At 64.7% G+C, this 16472-nt stretch carries 7 protein-coding genes; 4 read left to right on the top strand and 3 right to left on the bottom strand.

What is annotated here, in order from left to right; translation table 11 throughout:
• Positions 1 to 162: 162 nt before the first annotated feature.
• The 3 genes from VML93_RS08955 to VML93_RS08965 all read left to right on the top strand — a co-directional run bounded on the left by VML93_RS08955 (position 163) and on the right by VML93_RS08965 (position 3140).
• Complete coding sequence (locus tag VML93_RS08955) at positions 163 to 882, top strand: GAP family protein (protein ID WP_325609764.1); 720 nt, start codon at positions 163 to 165, stop codon at positions 880 to 882.
• A gap of 201 nt (positions 883 to 1083) precedes the next feature.
• Entirely contained in the window at positions 1084 to 2256 is a 1173-nt protein-coding gene (locus VML93_RS08960; RefSeq protein WP_325609766.1) for a PE-PPE domain-containing protein, read from the top strand.
• A 182-nt stretch (positions 2257 to 2438) separates the two neighbouring features.
• Positions 2439 to 3140, top strand: a complete 702-nt coding sequence (locus tag VML93_RS08965; RefSeq protein ID WP_325609768.1) for a sulfotransferase family 2 domain-containing protein — start codon at positions 2439 to 2441, stop codon at positions 3138 to 3140.
• A gap of 12 nt (positions 3141 to 3152) precedes the next feature.
• Here the strand turns inward: VML93_RS08965 and VML93_RS08970 are convergent, their stop codons facing one another.
• From VML93_RS08970 to pks2, 3 genes are all read right to left on the bottom strand, one after another.
• A complete protein-coding gene (locus VML93_RS08970; RefSeq protein ID WP_325609770.1) occupies positions 3153 to 6380 on the bottom strand; it encodes an MMPL family transporter in 3228 nt (1075 codons plus the stop codon).
• Between the two features lie 75 nt (positions 6381 to 6455).
• Positions 6456 to 7907: a condensation domain-containing protein gene (locus VML93_RS08975; protein ID WP_325609772.1), complete on the bottom strand. Its 1452-nt coding sequence runs from the start codon at positions 7905 to 7907 to the stop codon at positions 6456 to 6458.
• A 55-nt stretch (positions 7908 to 7962) separates the two neighbouring features.
• Positions 7963 to 14286 (bottom strand): sulfolipid-1 biosynthesis phthioceranic/hydroxyphthioceranic acid synthase, encoded by a 6324-nt coding sequence (gene pks2, locus VML93_RS08980; protein ID WP_414686310.1) that lies wholly within the window; start codon positions 14284 to 14286, stop codon positions 7963 to 7965.
• Between the two features lie 443 nt (positions 14287 to 14729).
• Between pks2 and VML93_RS08985 the strand changes: the two genes are divergently transcribed.
• Positions 14730 to 16472, top strand: a complete 1743-nt coding sequence (locus VML93_RS08985; protein ID WP_325609805.1) for an AMP-binding protein — start codon at positions 14730 to 14732, stop codon at positions 16470 to 16472.

A 16472-nucleotide genomic window follows, 5' to 3' on the forward strand; every position in this document is an offset into this window, starting at 1 on the left:
GCATCGCCGACGCCGGTCGATCTTGGCTTGTCGGATGGCTGCTCCGCGAGGCTATCCGCATCGCGAAATATTCGACGACACGACCTGTATTAAATTCGCCGGCCTGCGCCGGGAAGCAGGTTAGCCCCCCTGAGCGGCGCTGGTGGAGTACGGTTCCCGATCATGTGGACCACCGTGCTCGTCATGGCGATCTCGGTGATCTTCGAGCCGGTGCGGCTCGGTTTAGCGGTGCTCATGCTGAACCGGCCACGCCCGATGCTGCAGCTGCTCGTCTTTCTGTGCGGCGGTTTCACGATGGGGTTGAGCGTCGGTCTGGTCACGCTCTTCGTCCTTCGGGCCACTCCGTTGGTCGGGAACCCGCACTTCACCGTCCCCAACGTCCAGCTGGCAACCGGGGTGATCGTCCTGATCATCGCGGGTTTGGTGGCCTCCAACGTCTCGGCTCGCTTCAGCCGGGTGCCCGCGAATGCCACCACCGGAGGCGACGCCGGGGTGGCCCTGCTGGAGGGCGAGCCACCGACCGGCCTGCGGAAACAGTGGCAACGCGCGCGGGATTTCCTGCAGGGCGATTCGCTGCTGGTGGCGGCCGTGAGCGGGCTGATGACCGCGTTGCCGTCGGCCAATTTCCTGGGTGCGATCGCGGTCATTCTCGCGTCCAAGGCGGCGCCCGACGCGCAGGTGCTGGCCGTCCTGATGTTCACCGTCGTCGCCTTCACGATGGCGGAGATTCCGCTGCTCAGCTTTCTGGTGGCGCCGCGCAAGACCCGTGAGTTCATGGCCCGGCTGCACGAGTGGCTGCGGTCTCGCAGCCGGCGCGAGGTCGCGATCCTGCTCGCCGGGGTGGGTTGCTTCATGCTCGCGCTCGGCATCAGTGGTCTCTGAGCGGTCTGTGAGCGGTCTGTGAGCGGTCGACAGCCGCCCGGCGAATACCGTGCCTATCTCGTCATTTTCGCCTCGGGACCCGCCCGACCCGTGTAGCATCCCTAACACATCCAGTGGCGGCCGTCGGTAACGCGCGGCCTTGGTGGGGCCCCTGGTCCCATCGTGAACGCGGCTGGCGTACATCGGCCCTGAGGGGGAGTCATGAATAAGTTGCTCGTCGCTGCGGTGGCCGCAGGATTGCTAAGTACGACAGCACTTTTCAACGATGGCGTCGCGGCAGCCGACGACAACGACCAGGTGTTGATCGTGCCCGGAACCGCGCCCGCCGGCGGGCTGTTCAAGAAGTTCTATCGCTACGAGCCCTCGATGACGAAGAGGATCGGCCAGAACTATCTTCCCGACCGCAATGCTCCCCGGTCGGTCGTTCCTTACCCGGGCGCCATTTGGCCGGTCACCGGCATGCATTCGCCGACTCTCGGTCAGTCGCTGGATTCCGGCGCCACCAACCTCGACGCGGCGATCAAGCGCTCGAAGGGCCCCACCGCCGTAACCGGACTGTCCCAGGGCACATTCGTGCTCGATGAGGAACAAGCACGGCTGGCGCACGATCCCGCCGCACCTCCTCCGGGCGACCTGACGTTCATCAAAGCCGGCGACCCCGGCAGGTTTGCGCGACGGGTGTTCAAGGTCGGCAAGTACGTTCCGATCTTGAACTACACGGTCGCACCCCCGGTGGACAGTCAGTACGACTCGATCGAGATTGCGAGCCGCTACGACCTTTTCTCCAACCCGCCCACCCGCTTCGGGAATCCGCTCGCGGATATCAATGCATTCCTGGGAATCGGGATGTACGCCCACACCAAAACGGCGTTCTCGGACCCGGCTACCGTTCCGCCGGAAGACATCACCGTGACACGCAGCCCGATGGGCGGCACCACGACGCGTTATCTGATCACGACCGAATTGCCGATCATTCAGGCGCTGGTGGAGATGGGTCACCTGCCCCCGGAGTCGGTGGGGCCCCTCAGCGCCGTGCTACACCCCATGATCGATAGCGCTTACGGCCCGAAGGAGCCAGGAGGGCCGTTCGGACAACGCAGCGGTACCCGACCCGGGGAGATCATCCCGGCCATCACCATCCCGCTCGAAAGCACCTTTATGGGCGTCAACGCCGGCACCAGCGCACTCACTGGCGCCTCCTCCCTCTTCAACATCGCCAACCTCGCCTCAAAGGTCGTCGGTGGCGCTGGTGGGGCTAAGAGCGCGCTCCCCGGCGCAGCCACTTCCAAGAGCATCGGGGCTCCCAAGGTCGGCCCCGGTTCCAAGAGCAACTTGTTGAAGCTCGCCGGGGTGCTGTCCAAAGCCTCGAAGTAGCCGCACGCGCTCAATCCGGTTGCACGGCAAGGCAGTTCGCGGTCGGCCGACCGCGGCGTCTACGTGCGGCCCGGCCCTTCGGCATGAATCACCCCATGATTTTCCGTGAATACGCGGGCGACAGCCGTCGTGATGTGGTAGTTCGCACCTAGGGTTGCAGTCGATTCTGGGAGGCTGACACGTTGCCGATCTTTCACTCGCTGCGAGCCATCTTCATTCACATCCCGAAGTGCGCCGGCATCTCCATGACGGACGGGCTGTCAAAGGCATTGCCGGCGGGCGAGCAGGCCGAGTGGCTAGGTGCCGGCCTGTGGGACCAGCTGGCCAGTCATCCGGACGGCGCAAGGCTGCTGAAGGAATTCCGAAGTCTCAATCCCTTGAGCCCGCTCGCCACCTACGAACAACCCCACGTCGCCGGGCGGATACTGCGCGAACTACTGCCCAAGAGCACCTGGAACGACTATTTCAAGTTCGCGTTCGTGCGCAACCCCTGGGACCGCGCCGTCTCGAGATACGCGTACACCCAAGCGCGCCTCGCTGAGGACCACACGCTGGGCAATCAATTCGACGAGGCGTACCTGATGCAGCGCTGCCCCAGGTTCGAAGATTGGGTCCGTCAGCTGCCGGTGCTCTCGCCGGGCGGCTGCTCCGGCTTTATCACCGATGCCGACGGCGAGCTCATCGTCGACTACGTGGGACGATTCGAGAACGCAAAGAGCGACTTCGCGCACGTTTGCAAAACGCTGGGCATCGACATTCCGCTGGGGTGCCTGAACGGATCCCTGCGCCGGCCCGACTACCGGAGTTACTACCAGCCGGAAACGCGGGATATCGTGGCGCGCTTGTTCGCTGAGGACATCGCGCGGTTCGGCTACACGTTCTAGGTTTGTCAGGGTCTAGAGCCGGAGCCCGTCGCGCAGCGAGAACCCGATCAGGTCGTCGTCCGACCACCTCGGCAATTTCTCCGAATCCGGCAGCAGCGGCTTACGTTTGCGCCGCTGGGCTTGGCGGCGGTTGAGTCGTAATGCGGTCCACCACGTCGACATATTCCAGCTCGACGGCCACCACCAGTTGGCCCGCCCGACCAAGACCGCGATCGCCGGCACCAAGATGGTGCGCACCAGGAAGGTGTCCAGAAGCAGTCCGCTGCCGAGAACAAAAGCGCCCTGAACGACACTGGTGAGACTGGAGAACACCAGGCCGTACATCGACGCGGCCATGATCAGGCCCGCCGCGGTGATCACACCGCCGGTCGACGTCACGGTACGAATGACCCCGGAACGCACTCCCGACCCCGACTCGTCGCGCAACCGGGAAACCAGCAGCATGTTGTAATCCGCACCCACCGCCACCAAGATCACGAAAGTTAATCCGGCCACGCTCCAATGCAATTCCTGGCCCCCGATGAATTGGAATACGATCACGCCGATGCCGAGCGCCGACACATACGAAACGATCACGGACGCAATCAGATAGAGCGGCGCGACGATCGCGCGTAACAGCACGACCAAGATGAACAGCACAACGCAGACCGTCATGATGATGATGAATTGCAAATCGCGATTCGAGTAGTCCCGCGTGTCTTTAAGGACCACCGGTAAACCCACGAGCGATACGTGAGCATCGGCCAGGGTGGTATTGGGTTGCGCGCCCTGAGCGGCCGCAGTGATCGCCTTGACCTGGTCCATTCCCGCCGTGCTGAACGGGTTGAAATCGGTTTGTACTAAATACCGCACCGCGCGGCCGTCTGACGAGACGAAGGCCGAGGCAAATTGCCTCAGCTGTTCGATGTTCATCCCCTTGAACAGATCCTGCGCCTCAGGCGGGAGTGCTCCGGGGCCGGTTGTCTCGCCGGTGGCATACGACAACAGCTGCGGGGGAATGTAGAACCCGGTCATCGCCGGCGTCGTCGCGGTGTCTTTCATCGCCAACAGGAACGCCGAAGCCTCACCGAGCCCGAGACCCATCTTCTTGACCTGGTCGACCAGCAGTTGCACGCCGTCGGCCAGTTGCTTGCTGCCGTCGGCGAGGCTGTTGGCCCCTTGTTGCAGGAAGTTGACCTTGGCTTTCATGCCGCCCGGACTGCCCACCCCCATCGAGCCCATCGCGCCGTTGACGGTACTCAATGCCCGGGTCAGCCCCGACACGGTCGACGCCAGGGTCTGTAAGGACTGCGTCGCCTGCAACTGCTTGCCCAGCTCGGCTAACTTGCCCAGGGCTCCGTTGTCCCGTGCGGCAACCAGTCGCTGCAGTTCGGCGCGCGCATTGGCGCACGGCGGCGTCGTACTACAAACAGGACTGCTGTCCAGTGCGTCCAGCACCGGGGTTGCCCATTCGGAGTTGTTCGCGATGAAGTTGGCATTCACCCCGATGGTGTCGCCGAGGCTGCGCATGCTGCCGACCAGTTGCATCGCGCCCTGGAGTTCGCCCAGCGTCTTACTACCCCCGCCGAAGGTGTTCGACAGATACGAGAGAGCGTCGATCAGACCGCCCGCGGTACCCACCGCCTGGTTGACTTGTGCCCGCACTTCGCCGAGCTTGTCCGCCATCGTGTGTGCTCCGCCGGCCAGCCTGTCAAGCTCGCCGCCGCGGCCCTGGATCAACTTGGAACCCTCGTCGAGCTTGCCGCCGACCTGGCCGGCCTGCCACGACGCCCGGGCCTGCTCCAACGATTGTCCGGTCGGTCGGGTGATGCCTCGGACCATCGCGACACCCCGCACCTGGCTCACCCGTTGCGCCATCTGCTCCAGGTCGGCGAGGCCCTGCGGCGTGCGCAAGTCGTGCGGCGATTGGATGAACAAGTACTCCGGAATGATCAGGTTGGTCGAGAAATGCTTGTCCAGAGCCGCATACCCGACCGAGCTCTCCACAGAAGCCGGCAAGCTCTTGCGGTCGTCGTAGTTGTAGTGGGCCAGGCCCGCACAACTGGCCAGGATGATCAGCACCAGCGCACTGGCGACCAAATGGGTCTTGGGCCGGCGCACAATGTGGATTCCGGAACGCCGCCAGAACGGGCGGGTCAGTTCGCGCCGCGGGGCAAGCCAGCCACGACGCCCGGCCAGCACCATGAGCGACGGCAGCAACGTCACCGCGGCGAAGAAGGCGACAGCTACCGAAAGTCCCAAGACCGGACCGACGGTTTTCAGAATTCCCAATTCGGTGAAGATCATCCCGAGAAAGGTGATGGCCACCGTCGCCGCCGAGGCGGCAATCACCTTGCCAATGGAGGTCAACGCCTTGGTGAGCGCTTGATCCGAATCCTCACCCTGCCGCAAATAATCGTGATAGCGGCTAATCAGGAAGACGGCGTAATCCGTCCCCGCGCCCACCATCAAGCCGCTCATGAAAATCACGGTCTGATTGGCAATACCCAGGCCCGCCACGCCTACCAGCGCGACAACGCGCTGCGCAACCACCACCGACATACCGATCGTGATCAACGGCAGCATCATGGTTCTCGGGTTGCGGTAAATGACCAACAAAATCAAGAACAACAAAATCGTGATCGCCAACTCGATTTGCGTCTTGTCCCGCTGCCCGGTGCGGTTCATGTCGGCGACGGTGGACGCCGGCCCGGTCACATTGACGCTCAGCGTGGACCCCGCGACGGTGCGTTTGATCAGATCGTCGACCCGCGTGTACGCCTGTTTCGATTGCTTGGACTCCAACGTGCCGGGCAAGGCCAGCGGCAGGATCCAGGCCTGATGATCCTTACTGGTCATGAACTCGCGCAGGGGCGGTGTCGTGAGGAAGTCTTGGAGCATCACGACGTCTCGGGTGTCCGCGCGCAGCGTGTCGACCAGCTTCTTATAGGTGGCTTCGTCGGCCTGACTCAGCCCCTTGGCGTCGCTGAGCACGACCACCACGATGCTTTCCGCACCGGATTCGTGAAATGTGGCATTCATCTGCTGGCTCGCGGCCAACGATGGCGCGCTGGACGGCAAGATGGCCACCGGACGCCGCTGGGCGATATCTTCCAGGGTTGGCGTCGTCACTGAAAGCACGCCCGCGAGCACGATCCAAGCGCCGATCACCGCCCACGGCCACCGCACCACCAGCGCACTCAGTCGCGCAAAGACCCCGCCGCCAGCGGGTGGGCTTACCGTCCCCGTCTGCCGTGACATTCGCTACCTCCTGGAACGTCCGGATATCAGCGAAATCGCCTTACCAGCTCGCTATTCTTAGAAATTCGTAGAAAATCAGCTCGCCGGTTTCCCGAAAAGCTCACTGACATCTGATAGATGCTCCGAACCGCCGCCATCGGCAACCCGGGCGCAGATGAATTTTATTGTCTCCAGATATCTGGTGACGGATTCGCGAGCGACGGGATGCTTCGGCAACAAGACGGTGACAACGGTTGCATCGAGCCGGCCCACCATTGTGCTTACCGGATAAGTCAGCCTGGCGTCGGTGTAGACGCCGAGATTAGTCACGTTATGCTGTTCCAGCAGCATGTTGACCAACGGTAATGCCTCATTGAGGCTCGCGTCGAAAAAATTCACCATGGCAAAGAAGGGCTGCGGCCTGCGCACCGACGGCACTAGTTCCGCCACGCGTTCGATCGGCACTTCCGCCAGGGGCGCTCCCGAATCGAAGGAAGTCTGCGCGACGAGCGCCGCCTCGTTGAAAGTTGTCTCCGCGATGGGAACGGTGACCGGAATCTGACCGGTGAACCAGCCCTGTATGGTCAGCTCGCCAAGGCTGCGGGTGTCTTTGGGAGTGAGCGCGCAGTAGGTGTCGGCACCGGTCAGCTCGTGTACCGCGAGGCCGATGCACGCGAAGATGCCGCCGATGAACCGGGCGCCCGCTGCCACGCAAGCGGATTCGAACTGCTCCGTCTGCTGTTTGTCCATCAACGTCACCGTGAGCATGTCGCCGGCGCAGGGCGCCGATAGATCACCGAGCGGCAGCGGGAACTCCGGGAAAGCGCCGTCATTGAGTTCGACGAACTCCGTCCAGGCCTTTACTTCCGGGGAGTCGCTGGTCAACGACGAGGTGTACGCGCGCTGGCGCAGGCAGTAGTCGTCGTAGCTGCCCGCGTCCGGCAGTGGCATCGGACGACCACCTGCCACCAGCGCGGAATAGATCGTCTGGAACTCCATCAGTCCGACGCCGACGAACTGCCCGTCCACATGGAGGTGATCGATGCTGGCAAAAAAGGTGAAGCGATCCGGACCTTGAATGATGCCGAACCGGAAGCAATCCCACTGTAGGGGATCCGGCGTAGCTACTACTTCGGCACGCAATTCCGCACCGGAGCGATCGCCCTGCACGGTCGGCTCGAACTTGATGTCGGCCGGGTCGCCGATGGTGTGCCGAATGATGTGTTCGGAATCCTGGTACTCGAACCAATTGCGGTAGGTGGTGTGCCGGCGCAGGTGCACATTGACGACGTACGTCATCGCCCGGATATCGCACTGCCCGAGCACATCGCAGGTCGCGATGAACAGGCGTGAGTGATCCCGCCCGAGGGCGGCCTGGTCGGTGAAGTTACGCAGATGCCGAGCCTGGATATAGCTCGGCGGCACGGCACTTATCGGCGCTTCACCGACTTTGGCGCGCGACGCGGCCGTCGGCGCCCAAGATACGAGCTTTCCCGGGCTCGGCACCCACTCGGCGACGGTTGCTACCTGTGCTGGTCCTACTAACAACCCGGCCTCCGGTGCTGTTGCCCGTGCGGTCTGGCACGCCGCGATGCACTGTCCGTCATGATTCGGCTACCGCGACGGCTTCTCCCGACGTGGCCGCGGGGGCATCTTCGGGTGCCAGTTTCTCGCAGAGATGGTCGGCCAACTGTCGCACGGTGGTGATCTCACTGGGATTGATGCGGATTCCCGTCTCGGATTCGATGCGGGTGCGCAGTTCGAGGTTGCCCAGCGAGTCGAGGCCGTACTCGGACAGCGACCGGTCCGGGTCGATGGATCGGCGCAGCAGCAGGCCGAGTTGCTCGGACAGCATGCGCCGCAGGTGGCTGGGCCACTCCTCGCGCGGCAACGCATTCAACTCCGCGCGCAATTTGGCGCTGCCCCCGGAACTTTGGCCCGCGGTCTTGAACAGCTCGGCGAACGGACTGCGCTGAGCAAAGGCCAGCAGCCACGGCGTTCCGCCCGTGATCGGCGTGTAGCCGGTGTAGGGCCGGTTGTAGCGCAGCAGTGCCTCGAACGCGTAGGCGCCGTCATCGGGGGCGATGGCACCGCCCGCGTCGGCAACCACTGCCGCGATCTCCTGCCCGCGACCGATCTCGGCCCAGGCTCCCCACCCGATCGCGGTGGCCGGAAGGCCGTGCGCCCGCCGCCAGTGGCAGAACGCGTCCAGCCAGCTGTTGGCTGCTGCATAAGCACCCTGACCCGGTGAGCCGATGAGTGCCGCGCCCGACGAGAATAAGCAGAACCAGTCCAGCTGCAGCGACGCGGTGGCCTCATGCAGGTTCCACGCGCCGTAGACCTTCGGAGCCCAGTCGTGCTCGATCAATTCGTCGGTGATGTTGGCCAGCGTGGCGTCCTCGACGACCGCGGCCGCGTGCAGGACCCCGCGTAGCGGCAACCCGGTCGCCGTCGCCACCTCGACCAGACGCCTCGCCGTCTCCGGTTCGGTGATGTCGCCGCACTCCACGACGATGTCGGCGCCGGTCGCACGGATGAGCTGGACGGTCTCCTGCGCTTTGAGGCTGGGCTCCGACCGTGAGGTGAGCACGATGCGGCCGCAGCCCGCAGCGCCCATCTTCTCGGCCAGGAACAGTCCCAGTCCGCCCAGGCCGCCGGTGATGATGTAGGCACCATCGCTGCGGAAGGTCGGAACCTGCTCCGGCGGCACCACTGCCTTGCTGTGCCCGGTGCGCGTCACGTCGAGCAGCAGCTTGCCGGTGTGTTGCGCTCCGGCCATCGCCCGGATCGCGGTGTGCGCCTCGTCCAACGGGTAGTGCGTGATCTGGGGCGTCGGCAGCTTGCCCTCGGCCGTCAGTTCGAACACGGTCTTCAGCAGCTCCCGCACCTTGTGCGGATGGGTGGCGGACATCAGAGCCAGGTCGCAGCCGTAGAACGAGAGGTTGCGGCGGAATGGGAACAGGCCCACCCGCGTGTCGCCGTAGATGTCCTTCTTGCCGATTTCGACGAAGCGTCCGCCGAACGTCAGCAGGTCGATGCCGGCGCGCTGCAGCGGACCGGTGACCGAGTTGAGCACGATGTCGACCCCGTAGCCGTCGGTGTCGTCGCGGATCTGGTCGGCGAACGAGGTCGTGCGCGAGTCGTAGACATGCTCAATGCCCCAGTCGCGCAACAATTGTCGACGGTCGTCGCTGCCGGCGGTGGCGAAGATCTCGGCGCCTGCGGCCCGGGCGATCGCGATCGCCGCCTGCCCGACCCCGCCGGTCCCGGAGTGGATCAGCACCTTGTCCCCCGCGGAGATCCGGGCCAGGTCATGCAGGCCGCACCACGCGGTGGCCGCCACCGTGGTGATCGCCGCCGCGTCGTCGTCGCTCAACTCGTCCGGCAGCTTGAAGGCCAGTTCGGCACTGCAGAGCACGAACGTGGCCCAACAGCCGGTACCCGATACGCCGCCGACACGGTCACCGACACGGTGCCCGGTCACACCCTCGCCCACCGCGGTCACCACGCCGGCGAAGTCCATTCCGAGCCCGGGCAGGACGCCCTCGAAGGCCGGGAATTGGCCGAAGCAGTTGAGGACGTCGGCGAAGTTGATGCTCGACCTCGTGACGGCCACCTCGATCTGCCCCGGTCCCGGCGGAACGCGGTCGAAGGCGACGAGTTCCATCGATTCCAGGTCACCGGGCGTGCGGATCTGCAGTTTCATCGCGCCGACCTCGTGGTCGACGACGGTGGTGTGCCGCTCCTCGGCCTGCAACGGACTGGGGCACAACCGTGCCGTGTACCACTGGCCATCGCGCCACGCGGTCTCGTCCTCCGCCGACCCGCTGAGCAGCTGCCCCACCAGGCGCTCGACGTCGGTGTTCCCGTCCACGTCGATCTGGGTGGGACGCAGGTGTGGATGTTCCGTGCTGATCACCCGCAATAAGCCACGGATCCCGGCGTGCTCGAGGTTGGCCACGTCGTCGGGTAGCACCGTGTGAGTCTTCCGGGTCACCACGTATAGGCGCGGGGGTTCGCCGGAGACCTCCGACACCTGTCGTGCGATGCGCACGATCCGCCGCACATTCGCCTCACCCCGCAAACCCGACTGCTCGTCGGGGTTGCCGTTCTGCGGACCCATCACCACGACCAGGCCGGTGAACCGCTGCTCCCCGAGATAGGAGGTCAGCAGTTCGGTGTTGGCCTGGTGGTCAGCCTGCGGCGGCCACATCAGTGTCGTGCATTCCGCTTCGGCCGACTTCAACGCATCTGTCAGGCCGGCGGTCAGCGCGTCTCCGTTTTCGGCGGTGTTGATCACCATCCACTTGCCCGCGTCGACGTGCTCGACCTCGGGCAATTCCCGCTGTCCCCACTCGATGGTCAGCAGCCGCTCGTTGAGGACTCGGGCCGCTCGCCCACGCTGCGAGACCCCACCGCCCATCCGCAGCCCCTGCACGCACAGCAGGAGCTTGCCTTCCTCGTCGAGCACATCCAGGTCGGCCTCGACGCCGGTGGCGTCGGCGTTGACCACGCGAACGTGGCAGTACCGGGCACTGCGGGTCGACGAGTAGGCCTTCAGCCGGCGCACGCCCAACGGCAGCAGCAAACCACCGACGGCCGCGGCCTGGACGTCGGGATGCGCGGGCACCGATTGGAAGCAGGCGTCCAGCAGCGCGGGGTGCACCCCGTAGCCGCCCTGCTGGGCGCGCAGCCCGGCGGGCAACCGGACCTCGGCCAACACCGAATTCGTTCCCTCGGCGGTGTGCGCCGCGACCAGCCCCTCGAAGGCGCGTCCGCTGTTGATACCGACCATCGCGAACGCGGACCGCAGCGCCGCGACGTCCACGCTCTGGGTGTGGGCGGACAGCAATTCAGCGATGTCGCGCGCTGCCGGCTGGTCCTGCTCTTCGTCGGCGCGCAAACCCGCACCGGCCCGCCGCAGCCGCATGCCGAACCCATAGGTCTCCACCGTGAAATCGGCCACGCCCGGCGAGACCACCTGCGCGACACCGTATATCGGTGTCTCCTCGTCGAGCATCAACATCTGCTCGAAGCTGACGTCACGCACCTCGGAGGCTTTTCCGTACACCTCTTGTGCGGCAGCCAAAGCCATCTCGCAGTAGGCCGCGCCCGGCAGGACGGCCACATTGTTGACCCGGTGGTCGTCCAGCCACGGCACCGCGCCGGTGCCGACGTCGCCGTGCCAGACGTGGCGCTCGGGCTCCTCCGGCAGACGCACGTGTGATCCCAGCAGCGGGTGCACCGCAACGCGGTTGGCCTGATCAGAAGTGATGGCCTTACCGCTGAGGTCGAGCATGAGCTGACGTTTCGTCCAGGTCGGCAACGGCGCATCCACCAGCCGGCCATCAGGACACAGCGCTGCGAAGTCCACCGTCGCGCCGGCGCCATGCAGATCGGCGACGAACTGCAGCAAACCGAAGGGCAGCTCCTGCTCTCGCCTCATCCCCGCCAGAGTCGTAACCGGCACATCCAGCGGCGAAGCGGTCTGCTGGACAGACACCGTCAACAACGGATGTGGCGACAACTCCGCGAAAACCCGGTGCCCGTCCTCGAGCGCCGCCTGCACCGCCGCAGCAAACCGCACCGTCTGACGCAGGTTGTCCGCCCAATACTGCGCATCCCACTCCGGCGAGTCGTGCGGGTCGTACAACACGGTGGAGTAGCACGGCACCTCGGGCAGCGCGGGCGCGAGGTCCGCCAACTGCGCCATCAGCTCGTCGAGTATCGGATCAACCTGGGGTGAATGCGAGGCCACATCGACGGCCACCTCGCGCGCCATCACCTCACGCTGCTCCCACGACGCCACCAATTCGCGGACCGTTTGCGCGTCGCCGCCCACGACGGTCGACTGCGGCGAGGCCACCACCGAGACGACGACGTCGTTGATACCGCGGGTGGTCAGTTCCGAAAGCACGTTCAGGGCGGGCAGTTCCACGGACGCCATCGCACCGGCGCCGGAGATGCGCGCCATCAGCCGCGACCGCCGACAGATCACCCGCACCCCGTCGTCAAGCGACAACGCGCCGGCGACCACGGCGGCCGCCACCTCACCCATCGAATGGCCGATAACCGCACTCGGGGTTACCCCATGCGACTTCATCGTTGCCGCCAGCGCGACCTGCATGGTGAACAGGGTCGGCTGGATCTGGTCGATACGGGTGGACATCTCGGGCGCCGACATCATCTCGGTCACCGAAAAGCCTGACTCGCGCTGGATCAGCGGCTCCGCCTCGGCCACGGTCGCGGCGAACACAGGTTCGCCGGCCAACAGGGCAGCACCCATCCCGGCCCACTGCGATCCCTGCCCGGAGAACATCCACACCGGGCCCCGATCGTCTCGGCCCACCGCAGGCTGATAGGGCATATCGCCGTCGGCGACCTCACGCAGCGCCGCGATCAGCTCTTCCTGGTTGCCGGCGATCACCGCGGTCCGCACCGGACGGTGCCCGCGCCGACACGCCAACGTGTAGGCCAGATCAGGTAGCCGAAGGGAGTCACCCCGCTCGGCAACCCAGTCGGCCAGCCGCCCGGCGGTCCGGCGCAACTCTTCGGCGGAAGTGGATGACAACGGGAAGACCAGCTGCTTGGACACCTCGGGGGTCTCGGCAATCGAAGCGTCGGACTCCGGTGCCTGCTCGACGATCGCGTGCATGTTCGTGCCAGACAACCCGTAGGACGACACCGCCGCGCGGCGCGGCTGGCCGCCGTTGGTGGGCCATGGTGTAGTCGCCTGCGGCACAAACAGTTCCGTCTCGATGGACGCCATGTCCTCGGGCAGACCGGTGAAATGCAGGTTCTGCGGAACGATGCCGTTCTGTACCGCCAAGACCGCTTTCATCAGCCCCAAAGCCCCGGCGGCCGCTGACGTGTGCCCGAAATTCGTCTTCGACGATGTCACCGCACAGGGCCCGCTGATGCCGTACACCTGCGCCAAGCTCGAGTACTCGATCGGATCGCCTACCGGAGTACCCGTGCCATGCGCCTCAACCATGCCGATGGTTTCGGCGTCCACTCCGGCCGCGGCCAATGCCTCCCGATACACCTCGACCTGCGCGTCCCCCGACGGTGTCTGGATGTTGACGCTGTGGCCGTCCTGATTGGTGGCGGTCCCGCGCAGCACAGCCAGGATGCGGTCACCGTCTCGCACTGCGTCGGGCAACCGCTTGAGCAACATGACTATGGAGCCCTCGCCGGTGACGAACCCGTCCGCTTTGACGTCGAACGCATGGCAATGCCCCGTGGCGGACAACATGCCGGCCACAGATCCCCCGGCTGACTTGCGCGGTTCCAACATCACCGTCGCCCCGCCCGCCAGGGCAAGTTCGCTTTCCCCGTCAGCCAGGCTGCGGCAAGCCAGATGGACCGCGGTCAGGCCGGACGAACACGCCGTGTCCACGGTCACCGCAGGACCGCGCAGGTTCATCGCGTACGAAATGCGCCCCGATCCCAGGCTGAAACTCGTCCCGGTGAAGGAATAGGGACTCGCCAGGTAACCCGCGTCGGCCGCCAAATAGGCGTAGTCGAAGTGCGTTAACCCGACGAACACACCGGTCCTCGAACCGGCCAGCGTCACTGGATTGACACCGGCATGCTCCACCGCCTCCCACGCGGTTTCCATCAATAACCGGTGCTGCGGATCGATCTCGGCGGCCTCCCGCTCGTTGATGCCGAAAAACTCCGCGTCAAACCCCGCGACGTCGTCGAGCAGGGCGACCCACTTCGATATCGTCCGGCCGGGCACACCGGGCTCCGGGTCGTAGAAATCCTCTAAGTCGTAGTCGAACCCGTCCCTGTTCGTCGCCACTTCCACGAAGTCGTCGCCTCGCAGGAAGGCCTCCCACAGCTTCTCCGGGGAGTCGATCGCCCCCGGCAGCCGGCACGCCATGCCGATCACGGCAACTTGAGTAGCACGCGGTTCATCCACGATGAGTTCGCCCTTCCTTACTCGCCGGCTCCGCAAGGGGCGCCACCGGAATAATTCCGGGCTGGAACACTGCCACTTTGCAGATAGACCGCCGCCCCCGGCATCGAAGTCAACCCTCCAACTTCCTTGTCGGCAGCCTAACTCCTGGGCTTAGTACCTGTCCGGAAAATCGTGCGTCCGTCCTAAAAAATCCCGGGCCATCGAGGCGCGCGGCAAAGTCAGCCCCGCTGTTGCGCACGGCACCCGGGCACCGCTCGCGACTGCGAACGCGCACGTCAGGGAGCTAAGCTGCGGCTTCGACCGACCCGTCGGCCGCCAGCTGGACAACATTGCGTGGGGAGCTGCCGCCCGGGTCTTCGGCGACGGTTCGCTAGGGGCGGGTGCTGGGCGCCGAGGCTGATTGGACGCGGCATCCCATACGTGCGGGGGTAGGGTGTCGGCTTGTGGTTGAGCCTTCCATCCCCGCAATCCTGCACCAGTGCGTCAATCTCAAGCCGAATGGCACGGCTTTCGAGTTTATCGATTACGAGCAGGACTGGGCCGGTGTCTCCGAAGTCGTTACCTATTTGCAGCTGCATCGGCGAATGGTAAACGCTGCACAGGAATTCGCTCGTTGTGCGTCACCTGGTGACCGCGCGGTGATATTAGCTCCGCAGGGCCTCGATTACATTATTGCTTTTCTGGGCGCATTACAGGCCGGACTCGTCGCGGTGCCGCTGTCGCTTCCACAGGGTGGCGCCAGCGACGAGCGGGCCAATTCGGTGATACACGACGCCTCGCCCACCGTCATTCTCACGACATCGGCTGTGGTAGACGGAATTTCGCAGCATATTACGCCGCAGCCGTATGAAGCCGCGCCGTCGATCATCGAGGTTGACCGGCTGGATCTGGACCGTTCGGTACCGCGTGGTATCGAAGATGATAGACGTCAAACTGCCGTTTATTTGCAATATACGTCGGGATCGACCCGTACCCCGGCCGGAGTAATGATCACCTATCAAAATCTGCTGAGCAATTTTCGGCAGCTGATTTCCGGCTATTTTGCGCATACCGGCGGAATCCCGCCGCTCGATGGTTTTCTGATGTCGTGGCTGCCTTTCTATCACGACATGGGTTTGGTGCTAGGAGTTTGTGCACCGATTATGGCGGGATTTCCGGCCATCCTCACCAGCCCGGTTGCGTTTCTGCAGCGGCCGGCCCGATGGCTGCAACTGATGGCGCGGGAGGGCCAGGCGTTCTCGGCCGCACCGAACTTCGCCTTCGAGCTGGCGGCGGGCAAGACGTCGGACGCTGACCTGGCCGGATACGACCTCGGCCGGGTGGGAACGATCCTGAGCGGCAGCGAGCGGGTTCACCCGACCACCATCAAACGGTTCACCGAGCGGTTTGCGCCCTTCAATCTCAAAGAGTCGACGATCCGGCCCTCGTATGGGCTCGCGGAAGCGACGGTGTACGTGGCGACGAGCCCGTCGAATGAGCCGCCCAAAATCATCGACTTCGATTCCGATGATTTGTCCGGTGGACAGGCCAAGCGGTGCGACGCTGACGGCGGTACACCCTTGGTCAGTTACGAGGTGCCGAACTCGCCGATGGTACGCATCGTCGACCCCGATACGAATATCGAGTGTCCCGACGATGTCGTCGGCGAGATCTGGGTGTACGGCGACAACGTCGCTATCGGCTATTGGAACAAGCCCGCCGAGTCCAAGCGCACCTTCCAGGGAACGCTCGCCAACCCGTCGGAGGGCACCCCCGAAGGGCCTTGGCTGAGGACCGGAGATTCGGGCTTCATCTCCAAAAATGAACTGTTCATCATCGGCCGCATCAAAGACCTGCTGATCGTCTACGGGCGCAACCACTCCCCCGACGACATCGAGGCGACGATCCAAGAGATCACCCACGGCCGATGCGTGGCGATCGCGGTCCCGGCGGACGACGGCGTCGAGAAGCTGATCACCATCATCGAATTCAAGAAGCGCGGCGCCAGCCCCGAGGAGGTGTCGCGCAGGATGGGCGAAGTCAAGCGCGAAGTCACCGGCGCGATATCGACCTCGCACGGCCTGACGGTCTCCGATCTCGTCGTGGTGAGTCCGGGCGCGATTCCGATCACCACCAGCGGCAAGGTCCGGCGCGCAGAGTGTGTGAAGTTGTACCGGAACGGTAAGTTCGCCCGGTTGGACGCCTGA

This window comes from Mycobacterium sp. (assembly GCF_035499775.1).
Lineage (GTDB): Bacteria > Actinomycetota > Actinomycetes > Mycobacteriales > Mycobacteriaceae > Mycobacterium.

Excerpts from the sequence above, each read along its gene's own strand:
- VML93_RS08955 (WP_325609764.1), top strand. The coding sequence starts at position 163 with ATGTGGACCACCGTGCTCGTCATGGCGATCTCGGTGATCTTCGAGCCG.
- VML93_RS08960 (WP_325609766.1), top strand. The coding sequence starts at position 1,084 with ATGAATAAGTTGCTCGTCGCTGCGGTGGCCGCAGGATTGCTAAGTACG.
- VML93_RS08970 (WP_325609770.1), bottom strand. The coding sequence starts at position 6,380 with ATGTCACGGCAGACGGGGACGGTAAGCCCACCCGCTGGCGGCGGGGTC.